This is a genomic window from Brevibacillus reuszeri (assembly GCF_002897295.1).
Classification (GTDB): domain Bacteria; phylum Bacillota; class Bacilli; order Brevibacillales; family Brevibacillaceae; genus Brevibacillus; species Brevibacillus reuszeri_A.
This window is the reverse complement of sequence record NZ_BEXF01000005.1, coordinates 39,755-60,221: the sequence shown is the minus strand read 5'-3', so window position 1 is coordinate 60,221 and position 20,467 is coordinate 39,755. Positions and strand designations below refer to the sequence as shown.

Here is a 20,467-nt window from a genome sequence, read left to right as displayed (position 1 = left end):
TATTATCGGCAAATGTTTTGAATCAGGTTAGCGATAAGAAAACATCTATCGAGGCACTCTCAACGAGAGCGACCGCGTTTTAGCGGAAAGTTTCCATGCGTTCCGGAAATCATAAGCGTCACTCTTATAAATTTCTATACGTCAAACAAAAAAAAGCCTCCTGGCAACTGCCAGAAGGCGAATGTTGATGCTTGGAGGAGTTTCATCGCGTCGAGTACAGTACATCATACGCCGCTTGCAAGGCGGTTGCTGTAGACATATCCCCAATAAACAAATACTCCTGCGCCCTTTTTTAAGGAAAACATCCTTTGTAACGTATAGAAAAAGCTGGCTAAAAAGCATGTTCAACATGCTGGATGTGATACGCTGCCTCGCTTTTGCCTCGATCCGCACGCTCGACAGCAATGACATCAAAGCGAAAGGAAGGTACATACCCTTCCCATGACTGCAAATATTCCAAGGCTAGCTCACGCAATTTTTGCCTCTTTCGCCATGTCACTGATTCAAGCGCAGTTCCATATGCATGACTCGCTCTAGTCCGAACCTCTACAAATACAAGTGTGGAGCCATCCATCGCAATCAAATCGATTTCTCCTCGCCTCGTGCGTGCATTGCGACTGATGATTTCATAGCCCTTTTGCTCCAAAAATTCTTCAGCCATTTGCTCGCCTTTTTGACCGAGAGCGCGTCGTTGGTCAGTCACCCTTTGCCGCCTCCTTTGTCCAAACGATACACAAAGGCAAGAATCTCGGCGACTACCTGATAGAGCTCTGGTGGAATTTGCTGGTCCAAATCGAGCTTACCCAGTACTTCCACCAGCGATGGATCTTCCTGGATCGGAATTGCATGTTCCTTCGCAGTTTTGAGCATGTTTTCAGCAACGTATCCTTTTCCTTTGGCTACAACTTTGGGAGCATCCATCGTACCAGCCTGATACTTGAGGGCAACGGCCTGTATTCGCTTCCCTTCCGGAGTGGTTGAGTGACTCATACGCGCAGGTCCACTCCTTTATAGTCGGTGAGTGCTGTCCGTTTCGCCCCAGATTGACTGGCGATTCGGCTACGCTCATCCGGGACAGGCTGCACGCGCATGGCAGACAGATGATATCCCACGTCTTGTAGCTGCACCGCAAAGCTGTCTTTCATCCCCGAGATCAAAGGCTCCACCCACGGAGCATCATTGAAAATCTGGAGATTGACGATCCGATTGACGATGCTTACATCAATCATCGTTGTCCCCATCGATTTCAGCTCCAGATGGAAAAACAAGCGACAATTCTCAGCGTCTACTTGGCCACCATCTTTTTTCTTGGATTCAATCTGTACAAAGGCTGTATCATCGCCTTGATCTGTGCGTATTGGGATCTGCAAAACGATTTGAGACAAGGCCTGGTTTGATGGTTGAAGCATCATGAGCTGCTGTCCAGTGACCTGCTGCAGCATTTGATCCGCTGCTTCTCTCAATGCATGCGGAACGCTTTGCGGTGGTGCCTGGGAGATTTGCAGCAATAAGGACTTTACTGATTCTAGCTGCTTGTGAACTCCAGCTTCTAGAGCCCCCCCAGAAAGTGTCTGTCCCATGATGCCTCGCTCATGTCCCAACCCCAGCTGGCGAAACAGCTCGGCAATCGGATTTGAGGGCGTCCCTGCTACAGAAGCTGGTGGCGCTGCTGATTGACCATTTCCTTGAACAGGCAAATTTGCTTTCACCGTTTCAGTGATAACCGGCTTTATCGATTCAGCATTCCCCAAACCTAACGCCTGCTGTAGCTCCGGGCTCTGACGCGTACCGCTAGCATTTGTCAGCGGCTGATTCGCCTGTTCAAACCCTGTAGGCCCTCTCCCTGCCATTCCTTGGCCAAGCGCACTTCCAGGAGCAGGCGTACTGGCAGAAGCTCCAGCTTGGTTTACATTATTTTGTAGGTTCACATTTTGCTGCAGAGAATCATTTGCTTTCGCCTGGATTTGTTGATTGCCGGATACTGACTCCTTCGCTACCCCTGACACTGGATTTCCGGTAACAACTCCTGCTGTCGCTTGATTGCTCGAAGCAGGCAGTGTGTTTCCCGTTCCCGTTGTGACTGCATTCTGACCAGGAGGGGTTGGCGCATTTGGCCTGTTGATCAGCTGCGTTTGCTCTGCTACGTTGGTCTCACTCTGTCCTGAAACCAGTACTGGGAGCGCAGCCAGTCTCTCTTTTAACTGACTAACGACCTGCCGAAGATTATTGTTCATGACCGTTGCCTGATCATTTCGGATAGATCCACCAGGGAGTGGCGTAGCTGGACCGTCATTATCCAAAAAGAGAGAGGCTTGCTGCTGAAAATGTTGAATCACTTGGTCGATCGGCTTCGCAGACATAAATGTTTTGAGTCCTGCCACTGTATCTGGCGTGAGAGGAAGATTTCGCTTTGCAGCGAGCATGAATGCCTCTATCGTAGCATCGTCCATCCCCAGACGCTGCGCTACCGCCGTAAATGCTTGTACCGTTTCCTTGTTTACAGGCAAATTGGCATTCAATAGAGCAGAAACGATTGCTTCTCTCTCTTTTGTCTCCGGAAGCCCTAATGACCGCATTAAGCCCTCCAGCGTTGCCTCTTTGCCAGCCCCTTCTGGTGTTGTTTCCAAAACCTTTAAGGTCACAACATCAGACGATGGCTGCACCTGCAACCACGCTTTTTGTCCAGGCTCAAGATTTGCTTCCATTTTTGCCTGAACCTGCAGCCCGCCAATTTGAACAAGAGCCATATTGTCCGGATACTGCTTAATGACAGTCCCTTTAAATACTTGACCTGGGGTAAGCTCCACTGGCTTTGGCGTTTGAATAGAAGATCGCTGCATGACAGATTGAATCAATTGCGAAGGGGAAAACATGGGAAACCTCCTCCTTTACGACGTAAAAAATGCATGTGGCATTATGCCTGTTCCTTTACACCTGTAAATGTTCTTCGATGAATCGACGTTGATCCAAATCGTGCGATCGCTGACAAATGCTCTGCAGTGCCATAGCCTGCGTGCTTCTCGAAGCCATACTCTGGATACTCTTTGGCGTAATTTGCCATCATACGGTCTCTTGTGACCTTTGCTACAATCGATGCGGCTGCAATCGAGACGCTTTTAGCATCACCGCCTATGATGGGTACTTGCACACAGCTAAGGCCGGTGAGCTGCACAGCGTCAATCAAACAAGCATCCGGGTTCAAGCCACAATTATCGATTGCATTTTTCATCGCTTCTTTCGTTGCTTGCAAAATGTTAATTTCATCAATTCGTGCAGCATCAACAATTCCGATTCCAACAGCCAGTGCATCACGTACAATTACCTCGTAAAACGCCTCGCGAGTCGCCACCGGAATTTTTTTAGAATCATTTAAGCCTGGCAAATAAAAATCCTCAGGAAGGCATACAGCGCACGCTACAACTGGTCCAGCCAAAGGGCCTCTGCCGACCTCGTCTACACCAATTAAATGGACATGGCCTTTCTCACGTAATGCTCTCTCATAGAGAGTCATTTCCTTCCACATGGAGGCCAGCTTTTCTTGACGAGCGATTGCCGCTTCCTGCTGACGAGCCATCGCCTGTACGCCTGCTCGCTGATCCTCTTTTAACAATTGTAAAAAATCTTTGGGCACTTCGTCCATTTTTTCGATTGTTAACCGTATTTCTTTTATCGACATGTCGGCCAGATTCATTGACATCTTTCTCCTTTGCTATGTAAAAAACCCGCCTACCGGATTGTCGATAGACAGGTTTTTAACTGACGTACTTCATCTCATTCAGGAAAGGATACCGGCTTACCAATCGGCTCATCCATCTCCCAATCGATTGGACGTTCCAAGGAAACTGTCCCCAGCTTGCCAGAGCGCAGTTCACGCAGGAATATTTCTGCTGCCTTATCGTAATCGATATTTCCGCCTGAAATGAGGCATCCTCGCTTCTTGCCAATTTCTTCGAGCATCTCGACGCGATCCTCAGGAAGTGCTTTGAGCTTGAAGCGATCCAGCAAGCGTTCTGGGTAGTAATGCATCATATAAGTGATCACAAACAAGGCTACCTCGGTGAAATCGATTAGTTCGTCCTTGATCGCTCCACTCGCGGCAAGTCTGAGTCCCACCATCTGATCTTCAAATTTGGGCCATAGAATACCTGGTGTATCCAGAAGCTCAAGTGTATCGCCCATCTTCACCCATTGCTGGGCCTTCGTCACTGCCGGTCTGTCACCCGTTTGTGCTACAGCACGCTTGGAAAGTCTGTTAATCAATGAGGATTTCCCTACGTTTGGAATCCCCAAAATCATGATGCGAATGGCTCGGCCTTGCATGCCTTTTTCACTGCGCTTTGCCAGCATCTCAGCAGCCAGCTCACGGCACAGCTCTGGAAGCTTGCCTACGCCCTTGCCACTGAGAGCATCAATCGGCAGCGTACGAATTCCGAGCTTGCGGAAATACGCCATCCATTCTTCTGTCGCTTTTTCATCAGCCAAGTCGGCTTTGTTTAACAATATCAATCTCGGTTTTTCGCTGACAATCTCATCAATCATTGGATTTCGGCTGGACAACGGTAGACGTGCATCCAAAAGCTCGATGACCACGTCGATCAGTTTCAGCTTCTCCGTTACTTGTCGGCGTGCCTTTGCCATATGGCCAGGAAACCATTGGATCGCCATGATGTCTCACCTACCTTGAAGCTATGCTTTGCTATTTATTTCGTTACGCGGATATCACCCAGAGGCCAAAATGTGAACTCAGCCCGTCCAACAACCGTACTGACCGCAACTGGCCCGATGGCACGGCTGTCATGACTGTTTAGGCGATTATCCCCCATGACGAAGATGTGTTCCGCTGGAATTTGAACTGGCGGAAAATCATTGGTGAAAAAAGGCTCACCCTGTGCTTTCGCTTGTTCTTTATGTTGTGCAAGATAAGGCTCTTCTACCAGTTTGCCGTTCACATACAGCTCGTCGTTCTTTACTTCCACTGTATCTCCAGCAACAGCGATTACTCTTTTAATATAATCGCGTTTTTGTTCGGCATGAAAAACGATGATATCCCCTGGCTTCGGATCTTGCAAATAATAAATCGCTTTATTCACGACTAATTTTTCACTGTTATGTAATGTCGTTTCCATGGATTCGCCCTCGACGATAAAAGGAGCGAACAGGAAGGTACGGATGAGAAACGCTAGTATAATCGCTATTCCGAGCGCCTTTAACCATTCCCAAAGCTCATTCTTCTTGGCGCGGCTGGAGGTTACTTCTTCGCTCATGTTTCCGATCCTCCTAATGCAAGCTCGTCCATCCTGTATTGATACTATCTGCTATTCTTGTCATTTTATAAAACGGGAGAAAATGGAAAAAAGAGGCCTGGCTAGCAGACCAGTCCCCTTTCTCATGCGTTATGAAACGCTTATCGACGAATTTCTTTAATGCGAGCAGCTTTACCTACGCGATCGCGCAGATAGTACAGTTTCGCACGACGTACTTTACCATGACGCACGATTTCGATCTTGTCGATCTTAGGCGTGTGCACTGGGAATGTACGCTCAACACCTACGCCATAAGAAATCTTACGAGCAGTAAATGTTTCGCTAACACCTGTACCGCGACGGCGAATAACAACGCCTTCGAACAGCTGAATACGCTCACGCTGACCCTCGATAACTTTTACGTGTACACGTACAGTGTCACCAGGTCGGAACGCAGGAATGTCCTGTTTCAATTGCTCTTTTTCCAATTCACGGATTACTTGGTTCATTTGAATTCCCTCCTTCCGATCAGACGTTCTTACTCGTCTATCCAATAGGCTCAGTGCAAGTGACTGAGATACGAGTAGCGGACCGCCTTAGTCAGCGGGCAAAATTGCCACAAGAAGTATATTAACACAGTAGGCGAAAAACTACAAGGAGGTATTATGATTGGTCCTCCATTTTTTTCTCTTGCTCGATTTCTGCCAACAGCTTCTTCATTTCTGGCGTCTGCTCCAGCTTGTCCAATAGATCCGGCCTGCGCATGCTCGTACGTCGGAGCGATTCCTTCAGGCGCCATTTCTCAATGTTCGCATGATGTCCAGAGAGCAATATATCTGGAACCTTCCAGCCACGAAATTCAGCTGGCCTCGTGTAGTGTGGGTATTCCAAGAGTCCAGTTGAAAAAGAATCCTCCACAGCTGATGTCTGGTTTCCAAGTGCTCCCGGCTGCAAACGGACGACACTGTCGATTACGACCATTGCTGCTAGTTCACCACCCGTCAGCACGTAATCTCCGATGGAAATTTCATCGGTGACGAGATGCTCACGAATTCGCTCATCGTATCCCTCATAGTGTCCACAAATAAAAACCAGATGTTCTTCTTGCGCCAGCTCTTCAGCCAGCTTTTGATTGTAAGGCACCCCCTGTGGACACATGAGGATAACACGAGGCTTTTTGTCTGTCGACATGGATTCAACGGCACGAAACAATGGTTCTGGCTTGAGTACCATTCCCCCGCCGCCACCATATGGGGTATCGTCCACCGTTCCATGCTTGCTTTCAGAGAAATCCCGGAAGTTGCTGACGTGAAATTCCACAATCTCCTTTTCACTCGCTTTTCCCAAAATACTGCTGGATAAGACACCGGTAAACATCTCGGGAAAAAGCGTGAGAATATCAATCCGCATCCGATAAAATCCTCCCTACAACAAGCCTTCCATCAGATGGCAGACGACACGCTTGTTTTCAATATCCACTTCTTTAATACACTCATCAATGTACGGTAGCAAAATTTCGCCGCGTTTTCCTTTGACGACCCAAACGTCGTTTGCACCTGGTTGCATCACATCTGTGATCTTGCCCAGCTCTTCTCCTTCGTCTGTTACAACCAGACAACCTACAAGCTGGTGGATGTAGAACTCATCCTCTTCCAGCTCCATCAGTGCTTCTTCCGGAATTTTCAGTTCGCCGCCCTTATACTTTTCGATGTCATTAATATTGCTGTATCCATGAAAGCTCAAAATCTCAAAGCCTTTGTGTGCGCGGCGTGTTGCGATTTTCAGCTTTAGTGGCTCTGCTAGTGTTGGGTGAAACAATAACAGCTCATTCCCTTTGCGAAAGCGTTGGTCAGGGAAATCCGTTGTTGGAGTAACACGAACTTCTCCGCGCAAACCATGAGTGTTTACAAGTCTACCCACACCATAGTAATTTTTCTGTTCCAAGGAATCATACCTCCTTATTTCTTGCCATCCGTGTGTGCTAAGTCTTCTGACGAATCTCGTGCACACAGCCATCTTTTATCATGATTTCCGTTCCTGCTATGATTTCATCCCAAACATCGCCGACTTTCACTGTTACCGGGCTTTGTACGGTCTGATAATCCAGCTCACTGCCTACAGGCAGGTTTGCAGCCTGTTCCAACTGCCATGTCAGCTGCTCTATTTTTTCTTTGCGCAAGCGTTCTTCCCGAGCAATTTTTTCTTGCGCCACTGTATATGTATCCGCAGATTTTTTCTTCGCATCCGCAAGTATTTTCTTCGCTTGAAACTGCCATTGCTGCCATTCTTCATTGCGCTTGTTCAGCTGAGTTCGATACTGCTCGATGAGAACAGCCCGAGACGCTTCAGTGATGATGATTTTTACCTGTACCGTACGAAAAATAGTGACCAAGTTCAAAGCACTCCCTTCGACGCAAGAGCTATCCCAAACAGGCAAAACAGCATGTACATCGTGATAGTATTAGAAAACTAGGCTTTGACAAGCCTTTTGGCGCAGGCAGGGCCTTAGTTGCGCTTATACTATCTTCACTAGAATGTTTATACACTCTGATAGTAGAAAAAAGACTGGGAAAGCTCCCAGCCTTTTCTCAAACAATCTCAACCGTGACACGCTTGTCCGTTTCCACGGAAGCAGCCATCACGACCGTGCGCAGTGCTTTGGCAATTCGTCCTTGCTTGCCGATAATCTTCCCCATATCATCAGGATGAACCGACAATTCAAAGACGAGAATGCGTTCTTTATCCACTGCGTTAACACGAACCTCATTCGGATGATCGACGAGAGCTTTAGCGATCGTTTCAACTAGCGCTTTCATCATCAGACCTCCAGATGATCGACTTATTTGCCGTATTTGGTTTCGTGTACTTTTGCGAGTACGCCTTCTTTGGAGAGAAGGTTACGAACGGTATCAGTTGGAGCTGCACCATTCAGGATCCATTGTACCGCTTTGTCGGTATCAATTTTCACCACTGCCGGTTGTGCAACCGGATTGTAGTAACCGATTTCTTCAATGAAACGGCCATCGCGAGGGGAACGGGAGTCAGCTACTACTACACGGTAGAAAGGAGCTTTCTTAGAACCCATACGCTTCAGACGGATTTTAACTGCCATGTTGTGTCACCTCCTGTATGGATCAACGCAAGTTACACTCGCGTTGGTGCTACTATATCTGAACCATCGCGTCAGCTGACAAGTCAGTGTCGCGAAGAGATCATGCCTATTTTACTTGAACGGTGGTTTGAAGTTAAAGGGGAAGTTCATACCGCCTTGGTTGTTTCCTCCGCCTTTACCCATGAATGGTAATCCAGCGAAGCCCTTTTTCTTGGACTTCTTGACCATCTTGTCTGCAGCGCCTGAGAATTGCTTCATCATTTTCTTCATTTCCTCGAATTGCTTGAGGAAACGATTCACTTCCTGAATGCTCGTTCCGCTACCGTTTGCAATGCGCTTTCGACGGTTTGCGTTTAGCAGATCAGGATTGGCGCGCTCCGCTTTGGTCATGGATTTCGCGATTGCTTCTACACGGGCAATCTGCTTTTCATCCACGTTCATTTTGCCCTTCATCTTGTTCATTCCTGGCAGCATGCCGAGAATGTCTTCAAAAGGACCCAGGTTACGAAGCTGCTGCATGGAATCCAGGAACATGTCGAAGGAAAACTCCCCTTGACGCATTTGGCGTTCCATATCGCGTGCTTTTTCTTCATCGACGGATGCCTGTGCTTTTTCGATCAGGCTGAGGACGTCCCCCATACCGAGAATACGGGAGGCCATGCGATCCGGATGAAACGGTTCTAACGCATCCAGCTTTTCACCCATCGCCGCAAATTTGATCGGCTTGCCAGTGACTGCTTTTACGGAAAGCGCTGCACCGCCTCGGGTATCACCGTCGAGCTTGGTAAGAACCACCCCAGTCAGCTCCAGCTGACTATTGAAGCTCTCTGCTACGTTGACGGCATCTTGACCTGTCATCGCATCGACAACCAGCAAAATTTCATCTGGCTTCGTCACTTCGCGAATCTGCTTCAACTCGTCCATCAACGCTTCGTCAATATGCAGTCGACCTGCGGTATCGATCAAAACGACATCGAGATGGTTTGTCTTCGCATGTTCAATCGCTTGGCGTGCGATGTCTACAGGACTAACTTGATCTCCGAGTGTAAAGACGGGAACACCGAGCTGCTCCCCCAAAACCTGCAGCTGCTTGATCGCAGCCGGACGATAAATGTCCCCCGCCACTAACAGCGGCTTGCGGTTTTGCTTTTGCAAATACTTTGCTAGTTTACCGGTCGTGGTTGTCTTACCTGCCCCTTGCAGACCTGCCATCATAATGACAGTCGGAGGTCGGTGTGCCATCGTGAGTCCGACTGCATTGCCGCCCATGAGAGCGACGAGCTCTTCATTCACGATCTTGATCACCATTTGACCAGGCGTCAGGCTTTTCATGACTTCCTGACCAACTGCGCGCTCTTTGACACGAGCTACGAAGTCTTTTACTACTTTAAAGTTAACATCTGCTTCGAGTAGAGCCAGACGTACCTCACGCATCGCTTCATTCACGATGGTCTCGTCTATCTTTCCTCTGCCGCGCAGTTTGTCAAACGCGTTTTGCAGCCGATTGGCTAAGCTCTCAAACGCCATGCGAGCCCTCCTAATCCATCTCTGACAGTTGGTGGAGCAAAGTATTCAGCTCGTCTCTTGTCCCGCTCTCCGCAAGCTCACTTACAAGCTCGCTCATTCGATTCAGCACAGTCATCCGCTTTTCATGACGCTCTGCAAGATGAAGCTTTTGATCATATTCAAACAGCTGCTTCTCAGCCCGCTTGATGTGATCATAAACAGCTTGTCGACTGACCTCGTGCATCTCGGCTATTTCTCCCAAGGACAGATCGTCGAGGTAGTATAGCTCTAGATATTCGCGTTGCTTGCCCTTAAGTAGAGGCGCGTAGAAGTCAAACAAGAGATTGACTTGATTGGTCTTTTCTAACATGGAACCAATCCTTTGCTATGAGGTACTCGTTTCAAACTGTAAAGACTTTTTCTTTACAGCACGTAGATTATAGTACCTAATTCCACACCTAGTGTCAAGGTTTTTTATTGACATCATTTTTGTTTCGCAGTTTCTACTTGATTTTATGCGTTTTCCTGGGCTTCTGCCTCTTCTTTTTGAATCAATCCAGCAAACAAAGCATGCACAAATTGCTCCGGATCGAACTGCTGCAAATCATCCATGCCCTCGCCCAGTCCTACATATTTTACAGGGATGTTCAGCTCATTGCGAATCGCGATGACAATACCACCTTTTGCCGTACCGTCCAACTTGGTCAGCACAAGACCGCTGACACCCGCTGATTGCCCAAACGTTTTCGCCTGGGACAGCGCGTTCTGCCCGGTTGTTGCATCTAGCACAAGCAGTACCTCATGCGGGGCGCCCGGAAGTTCACGCTGCAATACGCGATGAACCTTTGCCAGCTCCTCCATGAGACTCACCTTGTTTTGCAGACGGCCTGCCGTGTCACACAGCAAAACATCTACCTGTCTGGACTTCGCTGCCTGAATGGCATCGTAGATGACTGCTGCCGGATCGGAGCCTTGCTGCTGCTTGATGACTTCGACGCCTACACGGCCGCCCCAAACCTCGAGCTGCTCAATCGCTGCTGCACGGAAAGTATCGCCTGCTGCCAAGAGCACTTTTTTTCCTTGCTGCTTGAACATATGCGCCATTTTTCCGATCGTGGTGGTCTTCCCTACCCCATTTACCCCAACGAACAAAATGACGTTTACACGACCATCCTGTACATTGAGGGAAGTATCGGCTGCCTCATCATTTTTCAAAAGAGCAACCAGCTTTTCTGAAAGAATTGGCTGCAAATCGACCGCATTCTCAATCTTTTGCTTGCGGACTTCTGAACGCAAATCGTCAATCAATTCCATAACGGTGTTGACCCCGACGTCAGAAGTAATCAAGATTTCTTCCAGTTCATCAAAGAAATCATCATCGATTTTTTTATAGCGACGAACCAAATCCTCTACTTTTTCAACCAAAAGGTCTCTCGTCTTGGACAATCCATCCGTAAACTTCTGTGTAACTTCCTCCGATTTTTGTACAATGGCGTCACGAAGGCGCTTGAAAAAGCTCATATCCATCTTCCTTTGCGGGTATTGTCATGTTTTTGGGAGAGCTTGCTAGGATGCCGACTCAATAAACTTTTCACTGTCCTCCAGCTTCACGGACACCAGCTTGGAGACACCGCCTTCTTGCATCGTAATCCCGTATAATACGTCAGCGCTCTCCATCGTTCCTTTGCGATGGGTTACACAAATAAACTGCGTCTGACTGCTAAAATGGTGCATGTACTCGGCAAAGCGGTTCACATTGGCCTCGTCTAAAGCCGCCTCTACCTCATCCAGCACGCAGAAAGGAACCGGCTTGACACGCAGAATGGCAAACAGCAAAGCCATCGCGGTAAGGGCACGCTCCCCCCCTGAGAGAAGTGCCAGATTTTGCAGTTTTTTGCCTGGCGGTTGGGCCACGATATCGATCCCCGTCTCCAGCAAATTATCTGGATTGGAAAGAACGAGGTCGGCACGCCCTCCACCGAACAGCTGCACAAATACGTCGCGGAATTGCAAGGAAATCGCATCAAAAGTCTCTTTGAATCGACGCGACATTTCCGTATCCATTTCCTGAATCACTTGATACAGCATGTCTTTCGCTTCATTCAAGTCAGCTTCCTGTGAGCTGAGGAATTGCTGACGCTCTGACAAGCGCTCGAACTCCTCGATTGCCCCCAGATTCACTGTTCCCAGGGCTGCGATCTGCTTTTTGAGACGATTAACGATTTGTACCTCGTCTGCAATTTCCCCGCGTGCCGGATACTTTTGCTTGGCGAGATCGTAGCTCATTTCGTATTCTTCCGAGAGTTTGTTCAACAGATGGTCCAGTTCAACCTCATTGCGGTTTACCTTCACTTCCTCTTGATGCAGTTTTTCCTCAAGAGTTTTGACCTCTCGGCGAATTTCTTTGACCTGCTGCTCCAGCTGCTCCTGTTTATAGAAGAGTGTAGCTCTTTCATTGCGACGCTCTGCGATCAATCCAGCTACTCGATCCTTGTCCTGACGCAGCTCGGCAATGCGCTGGTCTAGCTCAGCTCCCGACGATTCATTCGTACGCTCCAGCTCATCATAGGATGCCAAATTTTCATTTTGCTCTTCCCATTCACGCTGCAGCAAGCTTTTTTGCTCGACCAAACGCTCCGTCTGCTCCAGGCGGGATTGGTACTCCTGCTTGACCTGTGCATTCAGCACCTTGAGACTCGTGATCTTTTCATTCATCTCTTCTTTGGATTCCAGTTGCTCCTGGCGCTTGGCTTCGGCAGCAGTGACAAGGGAAGACAGCTCCTTTTCCTCCGCCTCCATCGCCGCGAGCGATTCCTGAAGCTTTTCTTGCTTGCGGATCGCCTCTTCCATTTCCCTACGATAGCCCTCAATATCCTGCTCGACCAGCTTTGCTCGTTCGCCCAGTGAGCGTCCTTCTGCTTCCGTTTGCTGCAAAAGACCTTTGACTTCCTGCTCCTTCAGGCGCAAGTTCTCGCCTTCAGTACGGAGTGCTTCCTGTTCCTGCTCCAGCTGGTGCAGCTCTTTCGTCAGCTGCTCAATACGGGTAGTATGCCCAGAAATTGTCTGGTAGATATCGCCCATTTGCGCTTCCAGCTCTTCTGCTTGCCGGTTTCTTCCCAACAGGTTGGTGCTGTTTTTCTTGAGCGCCCCCCCTGTCATCGATCCGCCTGCATTTACGATATCGCCTTCCAGTGTAACTACGCGATAGCGATAGCCCAGTGTACGAGCGACTTTATTCGCCTGCTCCAGCGTCTCAGTCACGATTACATTGCCCAGAAGTGCTTCCAGAATCGGACGGTAGGTCGCTTCATATGACACGAGCTCACTGGCAATTCCAATCACGCCGGACTCTTTTGCAAGCTGCCTTTTGTCATCAGCAGCCAAGCTGCGCGGACGTATGACATCAAGCGGTAAAAAGGTAGCACGACCAGCATTATGCTGCTTCAGGTGCGTAATCGCCGCACGTCCAGCTGCTTCGTTTTCCACTACGACGTTTTGCAGGGCACCACCAAGTGCGACCTCCAAGGCAGTTTCATATTGCTGCGGCACGACTACGAGCTCTGCTACGGCTCCGTGAATTCCCTTAAAGCCACGCTCCCGAGCCTTGAGAATCTCTTTAACGCCTTGTTGGAAGCCAGCAAACTCGGACTGCATCTCTTTGAGCAAGTCTAAGCGAGATTTGGCTGCTTCCCTTTTTTGCTCCCACTGTCGCAGGTCTCGGCGCTCTGACTCTAATCGAGCTTGTCCGTTACGCAAGCCCTCCATCAGCTCTTTATAGCGAGTAACCGTCTCCTGGATTTTTTGATCTATGCTCTCCAGCTGCTCTTGTAGGCTAGCAAGCTTAGCTTGACGCTGTGCTTCTTCCAAATCGAGCTGCTCTTTTCCCGATTGCTGACGATCCAAGCGGGCCTTACTGGTCTGCAAGAGCTGCTCTTGATGGCGAATTTCATTACGCTGGTTTGCCATCTCGTTCAGCTTTTCGAAGTAGTCGCTCTTCAATCGTTCAACATCATCAGTCAGTGATTGCACCATAGAGAAAAACTGACCTTCTGCTGCTTGCAGCGACTTATGTGCTTCCGTCATCCGACGTTTTGCTTCCTCTGCACGCTCTTGCTCATCCGCAAGCTCTGTCTCGATCGTATGCTGCTTTTCTGTGATGCGATGCATTTGCTCCATTGTCTGCTGGCGATTGGCATGGAGATTTCGCATGCGCTCGCGCAATACTTCCCGTTGCCCTTCCACCTTTTCCGTCTCCTCACTGACTGTAAGGAGGACGTGCTGGAGCTCTTCGATGGACTGATCGATTTGCGTCACATGAAAACGCGCCTGTTCCAGGTCTGCTTCCTGCTTGGATGCTTGTGTCGATTGCTCAACAAGCTGCTCCTGCAGCTCCACAACCCGTTTGGATGCAGCCTCCCATTTCACATGGGCCGCTTCAATTTGCTGAACATAGAGTGCCACCTCATGCTCTACCAGCTTGCGATGCAGCTCCTTGTAAGTTTTCGCTGTTTGTGCTTGCTCCTCTAACGGGCCAATCTGTTCTGTAATTTCACTGACGATATCGTGAATTCGAACAAGATTTTGCTCCGTGTCGTCCAGCTTCTTTTCCGCTTCGCGCTTGCGTGTCTTGTACTTCACGATACCAGCGGCTTCTTCAAAGATGCCACGACGATCTTCGGATTTGGTGCTTAGGATTTCCTCGATTTTCCCTTGGCCGATAATGGAATACGCTTCTTTTCCGAGGCCCGTATCCATAAACAGCTCCATAATATCTTTTAGACGACATGATCGATTGTTTATGTAGTACTCACTATCCCCGGAACGATAAACACGTCGCGTCACAGAGACTTCCGAATATTCCATGTCGAGAGAGCGATCCGTATTATCCAAGGTAAGCGTGACTTCCGCAAAATTAACCGGCTTGCGTGTATCGCTTCCCGCAAAAATGATATCTTCCATTTTCGCCCCACGGAGCGACTTAGCGCTTTGTTCACCCAGGACCCAGCGGATTGAATCGGAGACATTGCTTTTTCCGCTTCCATTTGGACCAACAACTGCTGTTACTCCTGGCACAAACTCCAGCTCCGTCCGGTCGGCAAAGGACTTGAATCCTGCCAGTTCCAGGCGTTTTAAATACATACTGACGGTCCTCCTTAACAACGCATCCGCTTTATCAAAGAGCAGATGTCACCCGAAAAGAAGCCCCTGCTTCGGACAGGAGCTACTCCACTACGAGCTTACTTGATCTTATCCAAATAAGTGTAACATAGAAGGCTTGCTCACGCAGTAATTTCCCTTTGTTTACAGGAAGAAAACCTTTATCGTTGCAGGTTTTACGGATGAGCAGGATGAGCAAAAAACCTCTATCGGGCTTGCTCACATGAGCTGCCACGCAATAGAGGTAGGGTTAGAGAAAGCTGCATCATCTACTCTCAGACGATGCAGCCTCATCTTTTCTAGCTATGCTTTATCTCCTAAAATCACCAATGCCCGTGCTGCTGCTTGCTGTTCAGCTTCTTTTTTGGAGCGACCTGAACCAACACCTAGGGAACGATTATTTAAGAGAACCTCGGACACAAATTCTCGGTTATGAGCCGGTCCTTTTTCTTCTACAATTCGATACTGGATGTCTCCCAGATTGTCCTGTTGAACAAATTCCTGCAACTGGCTCTTGAAGTCGGTTACCTGGGCAAACTCTCCCTTATCTACACGAGGATAGACGTATTTTTCCATGAAGGAGAAAACTGCGTCCACCCCTTGGTCTAAATAGAGTGCACCTACAAATGCTTCAAAAACGTCCGCTAGCAAGGCTGGTCGCTGTCGGCCACCCGTCAGCTCTTCCCCTTTTCCCAGCAAAACGAGATCGCCAAAATTCAGCAGTTCGGCAAACTTGACTAAAGACGGTTCACAGACGATTGCCGCCCGCAGCTTTGTCATTTCCCCTTCACTCATTTTCGGGAAGGTTTTGTACAAAAACTGAGAAACGGTCAGCTCCAGTACGGCATCGCCCAAAAACTCAAGCCGCTCGTTGTCGGATATCCGTTTGCCTCGTTGCTCGTTCACGTAGGAAGAATGGGTGAATGCTTGCCGCAAAACGCTCTCATCGTGAAAGCGTACTCCAATCTTTTCTTGCAGCTGTGCAAAACTCATCACCCTCACCACCGTTCCAGGAGACTGCCTACTTTTTCTCGCAGTAGGACTCATTTATGCTTCGTAACGCTTGAGGACCACCGTTGCATTATGACCGCCGAATCCAAACGTATTGGAGACAGCTACATTGACGGTCGCCTTCCGCGCATGGTTAGGAACATAGTCAAGATCACATTCTGGATCAGGGTTCTCCAGATTGATTGTCGGCGGCAAAATTTGATCACGCAGTGCATATGCGGATGCAATCGCTTCGATACCACCAGTTGCTCCGAGCAGATGACCTGTCATCGATTTTGTCGAACTGACAGCCAGCTTGTAAGCATGCTCGCCGAATACGGCTTTAATAGCTTGTGTCTCAGCGATGTCACCTTGATCCGTAGAGGTGCCGTGAGCATTGATGTAATCAACCTCACCTGGTTGGATTCCAGCGTCTTTCAGAGCGTTTGTCATGCAGCGAGCTGCACCTTCGCCACCTGGAGATGGAGAAGTAATATGATGCGCATCCGCGCTCATTCCGTAACCAATCACCTCTGCGATGATGGTTGCACCACGCTTTTTCGCATGCTCCAGCTCTTCTAGAATAACTACACCTGCTCCCTCACCCATTACGAATCCGTCACGGTCTTTGTCAAACGGACGGCTCGCTTTTTGTGGTTCGTCATTGCGTGTAGACATTGCCTTCGCTGAGCAAAATCCTGCAAATGCCATCGGGCGAACGGTTGCCTCTGCACCACCTGCGATCATGACATCAGCATGATCAAACTGAATCAGGCGAAGTGCGTCGCCAATAGCATTGGTACCAGTAGCACATGCCGTAATCGCACTGGAGGTAGGTCCTTTTGCACCGTACTGAATGGAAACGGCACCTGATGCCATGTTCGCAATCAGCATCGGAATAAAGAACGGACTCACGCGGCGTGGACCTTTTTCCAAAAGTACGGAATGCTGCTCTTCCCATGTGGACAGCCCGCCAATTCCGGACCCGATGTATACACCCACTCGTTCCGCATTTTCTGGCGTGATTTCCAGTTTCGCATCTTCGACTGCCATTTTAGCAGCTGCCAAACCAAACTGAACGAATCGGTCTGTACGTCGTATTTCTTTCTTGTCCATGTACAGCTCGGGATTGAATTCTTTTACTTCTCCCGCAATCTGCGTCGGATAATCAGAGGCGTCAAACGCAGTCAGACGATCAACGCCTGATTTGCCTTCCAACAAGCTGTTCCAGAAGGTCTGCGCGTCATTTCCCACTGGGGAAACCACACCAACGCCAGTAATCACCACTCTTCGTTTCATTACGATCACCTCTATATGAAAGTCAGCAGTAAGCTTCTTACTTCACAAGTTACACTAATTCGTAAAAGTGGATGGTATGTACTAAGCGGTAATTGAAGGAGAAGTCCCGTAAAGTACGGGACTTCCAACTGATTTCTCTACTTCTGAGATTCTATGTATTTTACAACCTCACCAACAGAAGTGATCTTTTCAGCATCTTCGTCTGAAATCTCCAAATCAAACTCGTCTTCAAGTTCCATTACGAGTTCTACTACATCCAGGGAGTCAGCGCCCAGGTCTTCTTTGAAAGAAGCTTCCAAAGTAATTTTGGACTCATCTACACCCAGTCGATCGACGATGATTTTCTTCACACGCTCCAATGTATCTGCCATCTTGCTTCACCCCCTCTCCCGTATTATAGTGGATGAGCTTTCAAAAAACCAGTTTGTATAAAACAAGTCTTAGAGAAGCTATTACATGTACATGCCGCCGTCTACATGGAGGGTTTGGCCAGTCATGTAGTTAGCTGCATCTGACGCAAGGAACAATACAACAGAAGCGATATCCTCGGTCTGTCCCAAACGTGCCAATGGGATTTGACCTACCAAGCCTGCTTTTACATCCTCAGGCAAAACGGCCGTCATTTCTGTATCGATAAAGCCAGGTGCTACCGCATTCACAGTGATTCCGCGCGAAGCGAGCTCACGTGCTGCCGTTTTCGTGAGGCCGATTACGCCCGCTTTGGCTGCTACGTAGTTTGCCTGACCGGCATTCCCCAGCACACCAACGACGGATGTAATGTTAATAATTTTGCCAGAACGCTGCTTCATCATCGGACGAGTAGCTGCTTTTACGCAGTTGAATACGCCTTTGAGATTCGTAGCAATCACATCATCCCACTCGTCTTCCTTCATGCGCATGAGCAAATTGTCACGGGTAATACCCGCATTGTTTACGAGGATGTCAATTGTTCCAAAATGCTCGAGGGCTGCCTTGAACATTTCGTTTACATCTTCAGTGGAAGATACGTTTGCGCGAACCGCGATCGCATCACGCCCCATCTCTTTGATGAGCGCTACTGTTTCACCCGCTGCCGCTTCGCTGCCTGCGTAGTTCACCACGACATTTGCGCCTGCTTCTGCCAGTTTCAGCGCAATCGCACGACCGATCCCTCGCGATGCACCCGTAACCAGTGCTGTTTTTCCTGCTAGCATAGTACCCCTCCATCCAAAAGCTCGCTAAGTGAATCCATATCTTGTACAGAAATAATGGTTGTGTCTGCAGGAGCGATCTTTTTGATCAAGCCAGCCAGTACTTTTCCTGGTCCAATCTCAACAAAAGTCGTCACACCTTGTTCTACCATCCACTGCACAGAGTCCTCCCACAATACTGGAGCACTCACTTGTTGAATCAAACTATCTACAATCGTTGCCGCTTCTGTTACCGGTCTTGCTGTTACGTTGGCAACGACCTGAACAGCTGCGTCTTGTACGGAAATATCGGCGAGAACCGCTTGCAGCTTATCAGCTGCCGGCTGCATGAGAGAAGAGTGGAATGGACCGCTCACATTGAGTGGAAGCACTCTCTTCGCACCCGCTGTTTTTGCCTGTTCACCAGCCAGCTTAACTCCCTCGGCAGATCCAGAAATGACGATTTGACCAGGAGAGTTAAGGTTCGCAAGCTGAACCGGATGACCGGATGCCGTCACTTCTTCACATACGGCATGAAGTGCAGCGCGATCCATATTCAGAACCGCAGCCATCGCGCCCTGTCCCGCTGGTACTGCCTCCTCCATGAATTGACCACGGGAACGCACTGTTTTCACTGCATCAGCAAAAGACAAAGCTCCTGCTGCTACCAAGGCGGAATATTCACCCAGACTGTGCCCTGCAACAAACGCTGGGGAGAAATCGGGCTGTTTTTCCTTCAAGGCTGCAAGCACAGCAATGCTCGCTGTCAGGATTGCCGGCTGTGTGTTTGCTGTGAGCTTTAGCTCGTCTTCTGGACCTTCGAAGCAAAGCTGCGAAAGCGGAAAGCCGAGTGCAGCATCCGCTTCTTCAAAAATCTGACGTGCTGCTGGTGATTGCTCAGAGAGCGCTTGACCCATTCCCACGAATTGTGAGCCTTGGCCTGGAAACACAAAGGCGATTTTACCCATTATTGCTCGCTCCCTTCTACAGGAGTAGTCGACCATTTTAAGAGCGATGCTCCCCAAGTCAGTCCGCCACCAAAGCCGACGAGGACGATATGATCGCCTTCTTTTACGCGGCCAGCTTGCACAGCTTCATCCAAAGCTACCGGAATGGAAGCAGAGGACATGTTGCCATAGCGATCCAGATTGATGGCTACTTTCTCTTCTGACAATCCAAAACGTTGAACAGCGGCATCAATAATACGCTTGTTCGCTTGATGAGGTACCAACAGATCGATCTCTTCTTTTGTGATACCTGCTTTCGTCAATACCGCTTCAGTCGCGGAGTTCATGACGCGAACAGCAAATTTAAAGACCTCTCCGCCTGCCATCGAAAGATAATGCAGGTTGTTTTCAACAGACTCGCTCGAAGCCGGAATTCTTGAACCACCTGCTGGCTGACAAAGAAGAGGACCGCCCGAACCATCTGCACCCAATTCAAACGACTGGAAGCCAAAGCCCTCGTTTACTTCACCAATCAGGGCAGCTCCTGCACCATCACCGAACAATACGCATGTATTGCGATCTTTGTAGTTAGTGATCTTAGAGAGGGTTTCTACACCGACAACCAGAACGTATTTGTACATGCCTGTAGTAATAAACTGAGTCGCTGTCGTGATTCCATACAAGAAGCCAGTGCAAGCTGCCGACACGTCCAATGCGGCCGCGCGCTTCGCCCCTAGTTTTTCCTGCAAAATGCAGGCAGTCGAAGGAAACATCATGTCTGGTGTCACGGTTGCGACAATAATCATATCCAGTTGTTCGGCACTAATATTTGCTTTTTCCAGCGCTCTTTTGGCTGCCTCGAAAGCAAGGTCAGAAGAAGCTTGTTCAGATGAACTGATCCGTCTTTCCCGAATACCAGTACGGGAGACAATCCACTCATCCGAGGTATCCACCATTTTTTCCAGATCAAAGTTAGTCAACACCCGGTCAGGTGTGTAGGAGCCTGTAGCCAAAATTCCTACGGAACGTTTTGCATTCATCTGC

Annotated in this window: 22 protein-coding genes; all 22 read right to left on the bottom strand. The window is 48.9% G+C overall.

The window, feature by feature from the left end; all coding sequences use genetic code 11:
• Positions 1 to 331: 331 nt before the first annotated feature.
• Positions 332 to 703, bottom strand: a complete 372-nt coding sequence (locus C3B52_RS09885; protein ID WP_103105919.1) for a YraN family protein — start codon at positions 701 to 703, stop codon at positions 332 to 334.
• Positions 700 to 990, bottom strand: a complete 291-nt coding sequence (locus C3B52_RS09880; protein ID WP_103105918.1) for an EscU/YscU/HrcU family type III secretion system export apparatus switch protein — start codon at positions 988 to 990, stop codon at positions 700 to 702. Before C3B52_RS09880 ends, C3B52_RS09885 begins: the two co-directional genes overlap by 4 nt.
• Entirely contained in the window at positions 987 to 2,873 is a 1,887-nt protein-coding gene (locus C3B52_RS09875; protein WP_103105917.1) for a hypothetical protein, read from the bottom strand. Before C3B52_RS09875 ends, C3B52_RS09880 begins: the two co-directional genes overlap by 4 nt.
• 41 nt (positions 2,874 to 2,914) lie before the next feature.
• Positions 2,915 to 3,691, bottom strand: coding sequence for a ribonuclease HII (locus C3B52_RS09870; protein WP_103105916.1), 777 nt, complete (start codon positions 3,689 to 3,691; stop codon positions 2,915 to 2,917).
• Positions 3,692 to 3,771: 80 nt separating this feature from the next.
• Complete coding sequence (gene ylqF, locus C3B52_RS09865) at positions 3,772 to 4,665, bottom strand: ribosome biogenesis GTPase YlqF (RefSeq protein ID WP_103105915.1); 894 nt, start codon at positions 4,663 to 4,665, stop codon at positions 3,772 to 3,774.
• 35 nt (positions 4,666 to 4,700) lie between these two features.
• A complete protein-coding gene (lepB, locus tag C3B52_RS09860) occupies positions 4,701 to 5,264 on the bottom strand; it encodes a signal peptidase I (protein ID WP_103105914.1) in 564 nt (187 codons plus the stop codon).
• A gap of 140 nt (positions 5,265 to 5,404) precedes the next feature.
• Positions 5,405 to 5,752 carry a 50S ribosomal protein L19 gene (rplS, locus tag C3B52_RS09855; protein WP_049738740.1) on the bottom strand — a complete coding sequence of 116 codons (348 nt, stop codon included), beginning with the start codon at positions 5,750 to 5,752 and terminating at the stop codon, positions 5,405 to 5,407.
• A gap of 154 nt (positions 5,753 to 5,906) precedes the next feature.
• Complete coding sequence (gene trmD / locus C3B52_RS09850) at positions 5,907 to 6,653, bottom strand: tRNA (guanosine(37)-N1)-methyltransferase TrmD (protein ID WP_103105913.1); 747 nt, start codon at positions 6,651 to 6,653, stop codon at positions 5,907 to 5,909.
• Positions 6,654 to 6,668: 15 nt separating this feature from the next.
• On the bottom strand, positions 6,669 to 7,187 hold the full coding sequence (gene rimM, locus C3B52_RS09845; protein WP_235615657.1) for a ribosome maturation factor RimM: 519 nt from the start codon (positions 7,185 to 7,187) through the stop codon (positions 6,669 to 6,671).
• A gap of 37 nt (positions 7,188 to 7,224) precedes the next feature.
• Positions 7,225 to 7,635 (bottom strand): YlqD family protein, encoded by a 411-nt coding sequence (locus C3B52_RS09840; RefSeq protein WP_103105911.1) that lies wholly within the window; start codon positions 7,633 to 7,635, stop codon positions 7,225 to 7,227.
• A 196-nt stretch (positions 7,636 to 7,831) separates the two neighbouring features.
• Positions 7,832 to 8,059: a KH domain-containing protein gene (locus C3B52_RS09835; RefSeq protein ID WP_049738737.1), complete on the bottom strand. Its 228-nt coding sequence runs from the start codon at positions 8,057 to 8,059 to the stop codon at positions 7,832 to 7,834.
• Positions 8,060 to 8,082: 23 nt separating this feature from the next.
• Complete coding sequence (rpsP, locus tag C3B52_RS09830) at positions 8,083 to 8,355, bottom strand: 30S ribosomal protein S16 (protein ID WP_047067992.1); 273 nt, start codon at positions 8,353 to 8,355, stop codon at positions 8,083 to 8,085.
• 111 nt (positions 8,356 to 8,466) lie between these two features.
• The gene (gene ffh, locus C3B52_RS09825) at positions 8,467 to 9,882 is read right to left on the bottom strand and encodes a signal recognition particle protein (protein ID WP_103105910.1); all 1,416 of its coding nucleotides are present in this window, start codon (positions 9,880 to 9,882) and stop codon (positions 8,467 to 8,469) included.
• 10 nt (positions 9,883 to 9,892) lie between these two features.
• On the bottom strand, positions 9,893 to 10,231 hold the full coding sequence (locus C3B52_RS09820; RefSeq protein WP_103105909.1) for a putative DNA-binding protein: 339 nt from the start codon (positions 10,229 to 10,231) through the stop codon (positions 9,893 to 9,895).
• Positions 10,232 to 10,374: 143 nt separating this feature from the next.
• A complete protein-coding gene (gene ftsY / locus C3B52_RS09815) occupies positions 10,375 to 11,382 on the bottom strand; it encodes a signal recognition particle-docking protein FtsY (protein ID WP_103105908.1) in 1,008 nt (335 codons plus the stop codon).
• A gap of 45 nt (positions 11,383 to 11,427) precedes the next feature.
• A complete protein-coding gene (gene smc / locus C3B52_RS09810; protein WP_103105907.1) occupies positions 11,428 to 15,000 on the bottom strand; it encodes a chromosome segregation protein SMC in 3,573 nt (1,190 codons plus the stop codon).
• Positions 15,001 to 15,321: 321 nt separating this feature from the next.
• Positions 15,322 to 16,011: a ribonuclease III gene (rnc, locus tag C3B52_RS09805; RefSeq protein WP_235615656.1), complete on the bottom strand. Its 690-nt coding sequence runs from the start codon at positions 16,009 to 16,011 to the stop codon at positions 15,322 to 15,324.
• Positions 16,012 to 16,065: 54 nt separating this feature from the next.
• Positions 16,066 to 17,307 carry a beta-ketoacyl-ACP synthase II gene (gene fabF / locus C3B52_RS09800; RefSeq protein WP_103105905.1) on the bottom strand — a complete coding sequence of 414 codons (1,242 nt, stop codon included), beginning with the start codon at positions 17,305 to 17,307 and terminating at the stop codon, positions 16,066 to 16,068.
• 137 nt (positions 17,308 to 17,444) lie between these two features.
• Positions 17,445 to 17,678, bottom strand: coding sequence for an acyl carrier protein (gene acpP / locus C3B52_RS09795; RefSeq protein ID WP_049738730.1), 234 nt, complete (start codon positions 17,676 to 17,678; stop codon positions 17,445 to 17,447).
• A gap of 81 nt (positions 17,679 to 17,759) precedes the next feature.
• Positions 17,760 to 18,500, bottom strand: coding sequence for a 3-oxoacyl-[acyl-carrier-protein] reductase (gene fabG / locus C3B52_RS09790; RefSeq protein ID WP_103105904.1), 741 nt, complete (start codon positions 18,498 to 18,500; stop codon positions 17,760 to 17,762).
• Entirely contained in the window at positions 18,494 to 19,444 is a 951-nt protein-coding gene (gene fabD / locus C3B52_RS09785; protein ID WP_103105903.1) for an ACP S-malonyltransferase, read from the bottom strand. Before fabD ends, fabG begins: the two co-directional genes overlap by 7 nt.
• Positions 19,444 to 20,463 carry a beta-ketoacyl-ACP synthase III gene (locus tag C3B52_RS09780; protein WP_103106185.1) on the bottom strand — a complete coding sequence of 340 codons (1,020 nt, stop codon included), beginning with the start codon at positions 20,461 to 20,463 and terminating at the stop codon, positions 19,444 to 19,446. Before C3B52_RS09780 ends, fabD begins: the two co-directional genes overlap by 1 nt.
• Positions 20,464 to 20,467 lie beyond the last annotated feature (4 nt).

Bases quoted from the DNA above. Each gene is read 5' to 3' on its own strand.
- C3B52_RS09880 (WP_103105918.1), bottom strand. From the start codon at position 990: ATGAGTCACTCAACCACTCCGGAAGGGAAGCGAATACAGGCCGTTGCC.
- C3B52_RS09875 (WP_103105917.1), bottom strand. From the start codon at position 2,873: ATGTTTTCCCCTTCGCAATTGATTCAATCTGTCATGCAGCGATCTTCT.
- C3B52_RS09870 (WP_103105916.1), bottom strand. From the start codon at position 3,691: ATGAATCTGGCCGACATGTCGATAAAAGAAATACGGTTAACAATCGAA.
- ylqF (WP_103105915.1), bottom strand. From the start codon at position 4,665: ATGGCGATCCAATGGTTTCCTGGCCATATGGCAAAGGCACGCCGACAA.
- lepB (WP_103105914.1), bottom strand. From the start codon at position 5,264: ATGAGCGAAGAAGTAACCTCCAGCCGCGCCAAGAAGAATGAGCTTTGG.
- rplS (WP_049738740.1), bottom strand. From the start codon at position 5,752: ATGAACCAAGTAATCCGTGAATTGGAAAAAGAGCAATTGAAACAGGAC.
- trmD (WP_103105913.1), bottom strand. From the start codon at position 6,653: ATGCGGATTGATATTCTCACGCTTTTTCCCGAGATGTTTACCGGTGTC.
- C3B52_RS09835 (WP_049738737.1), bottom strand. From the start codon at position 8,059: ATGAAAGCGCTAGTTGAAACGATCGCTAAAGCTCTCGTCGATCATCCG.
- rpsP (WP_047067992.1), bottom strand. From the start codon at position 8,355: ATGGCAGTTAAAATCCGTCTGAAGCGTATGGGTTCTAAGAAAGCTCCT.
- ffh (WP_103105910.1), bottom strand. From the start codon at position 9,882: ATGGCGTTTGAGAGCTTAGCCAATCGGCTGCAAAACGCGTTTGACAAA.
- C3B52_RS09820 (WP_103105909.1), bottom strand. From the start codon at position 10,231: ATGTTAGAAAAGACCAATCAAGTCAATCTCTTGTTTGACTTCTACGCG.
- ftsY (WP_103105908.1), bottom strand. From the start codon at position 11,382: ATGAGCTTTTTCAAGCGCCTTCGTGACGCCATTGTACAAAAATCGGAG.
- smc (WP_103105907.1), bottom strand. From the start codon at position 15,000: ATGTATTTAAAACGCCTGGAACTGGCAGGATTCAAGTCCTTTGCCGAC.
- rnc (WP_235615656.1), bottom strand. From the start codon at position 16,011: ATGAGTTTTGCACAGCTGCAAGAAAAGATTGGAGTACGCTTTCACGAT.
- fabF (WP_103105905.1), bottom strand. From the start codon at position 17,307: ATGAAACGAAGAGTGGTGATTACTGGCGTTGGTGTGGTTTCCCCAGTG.
- acpP (WP_049738730.1), bottom strand. From the start codon at position 17,678: ATGGCAGATACATTGGAGCGTGTGAAGAAAATCATCGTCGATCGACTG.
- fabG (WP_103105904.1), bottom strand. From the start codon at position 18,500: ATGCTAGCAGGAAAAACAGCACTGGTTACGGGTGCATCGCGAGGGATC.
- fabD (WP_103105903.1), bottom strand. From the start codon at position 19,444: ATGGGTAAAATCGCCTTTGTGTTTCCAGGCCAAGGCTCACAATTCGTG.
- C3B52_RS09780 (WP_103106185.1), bottom strand. From the start codon at position 20,463: ATGAATGCAAAACGTTCCGTAGGAATTTTGGCTACAGGCTCCTACACA.